Source organism: Ilumatobacter sp. (assembly GCF_041688325.1).
Classification (GTDB): domain Bacteria; phylum Actinomycetota; class Acidimicrobiia; order Acidimicrobiales; family Ilumatobacteraceae; genus Ilumatobacter_A.
Genome location: NZ_JBDNIJ010000119.1, coordinates 1 through 5875, shown reverse-complemented (window position 1 = coordinate 5875; position 5875 = coordinate 1). Strand labels below are relative to the sequence as shown.

Annotated in this window: 3 protein-coding genes; all 3 read right to left on the bottom strand. The window is 62.7% G+C overall.

Features of this window, described 5'->3' with window-relative positions; genetic code table 11:
* Nucleotides 1-1361, bottom strand: a 1361-nt coding sequence (locus ACH2EI_RS07990) for a DUF4012 domain-containing protein (RefSeq protein ID WP_395159659.1), incomplete at its 3' end; no start/stop codon positions are given.
* Nucleotides 1358-2962, bottom strand: a complete 1605-nt coding sequence (locus ACH2EI_RS07985; RefSeq protein ID WP_395159657.1) for a polysaccharide biosynthesis tyrosine autokinase — start codon at nucleotides 2960-2962, stop codon at nucleotides 1358-1360. The genes ACH2EI_RS07990 and ACH2EI_RS07985, both read right to left, overlap by 4 nt.
* 167 nt (nucleotides 2963-3129) lie before the next feature.
* Nucleotides 3130-5319 (bottom strand): DUF4012 domain-containing protein, encoded by a 2190-nt coding sequence (locus tag ACH2EI_RS07980; protein ID WP_395159655.1) that lies wholly within the window; start codon nucleotides 5317-5319, stop codon nucleotides 3130-3132.
* Between the last annotated feature and the right edge of the window lie 556 nt (nucleotides 5320-5875).

Genomic DNA, 5875 nt, shown 5'->3' with positions numbered 1-5875 from the left:
GCTGCGGCGATGTAGGGAAAATGTGCCGGCATGGTGATGTTCGACCAAGCGCGGGCAGCGAACGAACCGTTGAGCCCAGAATTGAAACCAAATTGGCCGTACCTGGCGAGCAGCTCATCGTCACAAGCGGTGCAGAACGCAGGGGTGGCCGCGCTGAGTGCTTCGAGGTCGGAACGGCGAGCAAAAGCAGACACAGAGAGGGCACCATCAGCGATTTCGAGTTCGGCGTAGTTGCCGACGAATCCGCCGAGCCCACGCGCTTCGGCGGGCGTGGTAAACAGCACGAGGTACCGGCGTTCGCCCTCGCCTCCGAGGAGGGCCGGGGCCAGGCGCACGGCGTCGATGGCGTTTTGGAGGCGCGGTTCGTTGTCGTCGAAGTCGGTTTCGAGTTCGTCGAGTTCGTCTCGAACGGGGCCGACAATCCACGGGGAGTCGATGTTGTCGACCGTTGCCCGCAGCGCCGATAAAGCAAGCTGCACGCGCTGCAACGGGGCTTCTACCGCACGAACAGCGTCGAGGTCGATCGATCCACCGGACAGCCGCAACGATTCCGGGTCGATCTGGCGGAGTGCGATCGCTGCGTCGGCGGTTGCTGCTGCCGCGGCGGCGGCAAGGTCAGCTCCGGCGGCAAGGTTCTGGGCGGCTCCTGGCAGGAGCCGCCCAGGCAGGGCAAACGGGCCTCCGAAGGTGCGGTCCGAGCGAGCAAACCCGTATGACGCATTCTCGAACAGTGCAGCGGCACCTTCGTAGTTCCCTTCGTTGAGCGTGTCGACGGCCTGCTTGGCTTGGCGTGCAGCCTGGGTCACGTCGGAGCGCGCGCTCAAGCCGGCGACACCGAATGCAAGGACGCAAAGAACCGCGAGCACACCGACTCCGGCCACCGAGAGCCAGGCAGCGCGGCGTGGCCCTGAGGGTCGACGACGAATCCCGAAAATGAGGAGCGCCACACCGACGCTTAACCCAATGATTGCCGACAGCCCGAGAAATCCTTGCAGTTCGGATCGGATCAGCACGTTCATCGCAATGGCACCGGTGACGGCACGCAGTTCGCTCTGGTCTTTGCGGCGAATCCCGACATACAGGCCGACCGCGAAGCCGACTGCTCCGACTGCGGCGAGGATCGGGTTGAGGGCAATCGCCGCGGCGATGCCGGCGGTAGCAGCAGCCGCCCACCACGGCGCAGAGGCCGAGGCCCACACAGCTGCCGTCACCGACAGGAAGATCAGGGCGATGTCGACGCCAACCGAACCTGTCGGGCGGGCGCCACTCGCTACTGCAAGGGCGCCGCCAACCACTCCGATGGCCAGAGCGGCCCGCTCGTCGACTCGGTTGCGACGCAGAAAGCGCGCCGATTGGCTCATGCTTCGGTGGTGATGCGCTGCATCGAGGGATCGGTGTCGTCGGAGTAGCCCGACACGACCTGATCACCCTTCGGCGGGGCCGTGAGGGTGGTGGGGAGTGCGTGGATGGCGGTGTACCCGCCGTAGGCGTAGTAGTCACCCTTGCTGACTGCGGCTTGGTTAAGCACAAGGCCGAGTAGCGGAGCCGAGATGCGGTCGAGTCGCTCGATAGTTTCAGCGACCTGTCCGTCGGTGACGCGTCCGGCGTGGGCAACTACGAACAGTCCGTCGACCGCTCCGGCGAGCGCCACAGAGTCCGACACCGGCAGCACAGGGGCCGAGTCGACAATCACGTAGTCGTAGTGGTCGCCCATCTGGGCGAGCAACTTGCGGATGCGTTGTCCGCTGAGCATTTCACTCGGGTTCGACGGAACCCTTCCGGAAGTGAACACATTCAGCACGGTGCCGCCGTCGACCTCCACATAGTTGACCGTTTCCTTGGCTTCGGCGCCAAGCAGCAGATCGGTGAATCCCGGTGTTTGCGGCAGAGCGAACACTTGATGCACGCGGGGCCGGCGAAGGTCGGCGTCAACGAGCGCAACGCTGTGGCCAGCCTGGGCAAGCACCACGGCGAGGTTGACTGCTGTGGTCGTCTTGCCTTCACCCGGCAGCGAGCTGGTGAGTTGCACGACTTTCAGCGGTGAGTCGAGCCCGAGGAACTGCAGGTTGGTGCGCAGCCCGCGGTACGCCTCGACGGCGTCGTGGTCTGGCTCGGTCATGGCGATCGGCAGGTTGTTCGGCGGCACGTCAATCGGAACGACTGCCAACACCGGCCGATTCGTTGCCCGCTGGAGGTCGTCCTCACTGCGAATTTTATCGTCGAGGTAGTCGAGCAGGAACGCTGCGCCGAGGCCAAGTAACAGGCCGACAACGAAGGCAAGTGCTGCCGTGCGGGCTGGCGTCGGCTCGACCGGGCCTTCAGAAACTTGCGCTTCTCGGATGATGGTCGCGCCACCTGTGCGCAGCGCTGCGTCGACGCGCAGTTGATCCAGTGTGGTGTTGAAGTTGCCGAGCTGGGCGAGCAGCGAGTTGCGACGCGGGTCCTCGTCGGCGAGTGCGTCAAGGTCGGCCTGCAGTTTGTCGATGGCGGTCTGCACTTCGGTGGTGGCTGCCAGCAATTCGCCGACTGACTGTTCGCGCCGCACCTCGATGTAGGCGTTCGCATACGCGTTGGCGAGCGTGGCTGCGTTTGTCGCATTCGTGCTGCGAAGGGTCAAGGAAATGACATCGGTCGACCCAACTGCGGTGGCGTGGACCCCTGGCGGCTTCACCTCGAGTTGTAGGTTGTCTTGCACCCGTTGACGTACCGCCTGGCCTTCGATCACTTGGATCTCGGTCTGGATGGCACGATCGTTAAGGTTCACGATGCTGTCTGCGAAAAGACCGTCTTGGCCTCGGGGCTGCACGAGTACCTCGGAAGATGAGGAGTACACGGGCGTCTGAGCAGCTGAGGAGACAACCGAGATCGTCGTGGTCAACATAACGGCAGCGATAACGACCCATTTACGCCGAAGAACCACGCGGGCGTAGTCGCGGAGCGTCATTTCTGCCTGTGGATCCATACGGTCCACGATCGTAGCCGATGCTTCGCGTTTGAGGGTTGGATCGGGTCGGTCCATGGTGCGCCACAGAGGCTGTGGAAGTTTCAGCGATGTTCAAGGTCGGTGAGTTACAAGAAGCCCCTGCTTGGAAACTGGCGCGACGTCGTAAAGAGCGAATCCGCTCCGACTTAGCGGTCTGCCAACGGCTGCGTCCACAGTGTGGGAGACGAAGGTGTCGTGTCCCCCAGGGCGCGCTCGGGTAGCTGGAACGTCAGCTGGAAGGTCCGAGTTTCTCCCGACTGGAGCGTGATGAAGCTGGAGAACGCCATCCATCCCGCTTCGGGAAGTGCCTCGACTCCGAACGGCTCACCGTTCGACGTGATCTCCATTAACTCCGGAACTCCGTAGAACGAAACGAACAGCCGACTACTGCCGTCAGGAGTGCCGAACGCGTTGCCGATCACATACCGAGGGAGGCCTACGGCTGGCGCATTGTTGGTGAGCGTCACGTCAGCGACGAGGCGCCGGCCGGCCTCGTCCTCAACCAACTCAACCGACGACGTTCGATCGAGGAACACATCGATTTTGTTGGCGCTGCCGTTGGTGACCGACACGGAGAACCCGCCGTCACGCTCGTCAAGCGTGGGGATCGAGCCGAGCATGCCGACGCGATCGAGGAGGAGTTGCTCGTCCGGATTGTCGGTCCACATCAATAGGCGTCGCTCACTGACGAGCGGGCCAAAATCGCGGGCCAGCTCCGGCGGCTCAGGCAGCACACCCGACAAGACGGCCTCGATGGCACCCTTGCCGAGCGCGTCAAGCGCCTCGACACGCGCTCCCTTGTTTTCGCCCAGGATGTACTGGTCCCGGAGCAGGAATTCTGCAGCGTTGTTCGGCTGCACCACGGTGTCGAGCGCCGGCACCTCAATCGGGCCGGAGTACTGCATCAAGGCCTGGACGACATACGGGTCCATGACCAGGACACCGTCGATCTGCTCGCCACGGCCTTGCGGGTAGATCGCCTGAACTGCCGCGGCAATGTACGGAAAGTGCGCTGGCATCGTCACGTTCGAGAACAGCACCGTGCCGGTGGTGCCGTCTTCGCCCGACGAGAAGCCAAATCGACCGTACCGCTGCAGCAATTCGGGGTCGCACGCAGAGCAATCAGCGCCAGAAGTCAGCCTACTCAGTTCGCTGGTACGCCCAAAGTCTGTGACGGAAAGCGCCCCCTCGTCGATCTCAAGCACTACGAAGCTGCCGACGAACCCACCAAGCCCGCGCGCTTCAGCAGGCGTTGTAAACAAAATCAGATAGCGGCGCAGCCGTTCACTACCCAACATCTGCGGTGCCAAGCGAACTGCCTCAATCGCATTGTCGAGCCGCGGCTCATTCGATGCGAACTCGTCGTCGATTTCGACCAATTCAGCTTGTACCGGGCCGACCAGCCAGGGTGAATCGACCTCCTCAACCACAGCACGAAGACCGTCGAAAGCGACGCGGACACGCTCGAGTGGCGCCCCAACTGCCCGAATCTCGTCGAGGTCGATACGGCCGCCAGCAACTCTGAGCTTCGATGGGTCGACTTGGCGGAGCGCACCTGCAGCCTGGGCTGTTGCCTCAGCCGCGGCAGCTGCGAGGTCGCGGCCGGCGGCAACGTTTTGCGCAACGCCAGGAACAAGTCGACCTGGTGCAGCGAGCAAGCCCCCGAGGTGGCCGTCGGCCGATTCAAAATTCTGCGCTGATTGCTCGAAGAGTTTCGCTGCCCGCTCATAGTCGCCGGCGTTCAGGGCCGCCACACCCTGTCGCGCCGATCTCGAGGCGTTTGTCAATCCGGATCGGGCGCTCAGCGCAGCGAGGCCGACGCACAACAAACTCGCCGCAAAGACACCGGCAGCTGCGCCGGCAACCAGCCAACCGACACGGCGAACCTGCGAAGGCCTGCGAAGCATGCCGAGCAGAAACACGAGCGCACAAATACTCAACCCAACGAGCGCTGAAAATCCAAAGAACGGCTCAAATTCGGACCGGATGAGCACGTTGACAGCGATACCGCCAACGCCTACTCGAACCGCTGTCCGATCCCGCCGCCACAGTCCGACATCCAGGCCAGCGAGAAACCCCAGTGCTCCGAAGGCTGCAGCCAAAGGTTCGAACGCAAGCACGGCGGCAGCTCCGGATGCCGAAGCCAAGGCCCACCACGACGCCGACGCGGAGGCCCAGACGACAGCAGCTGCAGTAACGAACACCAGGAGCGAATCGACAACTAATAATCCCGTCGGTCGAGCTCCACCGAGCGTTGCTGCCAGACCCGAACCGCATGCGACCGACAGCGCCAGACGCTCGTCGACACGGTTACGTCGTATGAACCGTTGGTTCATGCCGCCAGCAAAGAAGTGATCGGTGTCGGGCCCGCCATGTCCTCGTCGGCAGACAAGGGACTAATCATCGAGCAACCGCCAGCGCTGTATTCGGTCTGCATTGCTTCCATACCGGAGTGGATGTTAGCGCCGGAAATGGGCGCAGTTCCGCAGTTCTGCTCTCAATCACCTGCCATTCGGAGTCGTTCGGACCTTCCAAGTACCCATTGAACAGCCCTTCCACCCCAAGTAAAGTTCAAGTCAAGAGAGATGCAAGGGGACATAAAGAAGCGTTTAAGGGCAGAAGGGGCGACGCGATGACGGAAAATTATTCACCAGAACCGGGCCGGCTGCGACACCGGCTTCCACTCGTCCACTTTGTCGTGGACGGTGCGGTCTGGGCTGTGGCGTTTCCGCTGTCGATGTGGCTGCGTTACCCCGGCTTCCGCAGTTGATGGGCACATGACCGGCCTGTCGGGCGGATAGTGCCTGGTAGTCGGGTTGGAGGGTTCCGCAAGGTCGCGAAAAGCGTGGGCACACGATGTGGATTTGATCCTTGCGTGCGCTGTGGCTGAGC

Coding starts and splice junctions, on each gene's coding strand:
- ACH2EI_RS07985 (WP_395159657.1), bottom strand. CDS start 2,962: ATGGATCCACAGGCAGAAATGACGCTCCGCGACTACGCCCGCGTGGTT.
- ACH2EI_RS07980 (WP_395159655.1), bottom strand. CDS start 5,319: ATGAACCAACGGTTCATACGACGTAACCGTGTCGACGAGCGTCTGGCG.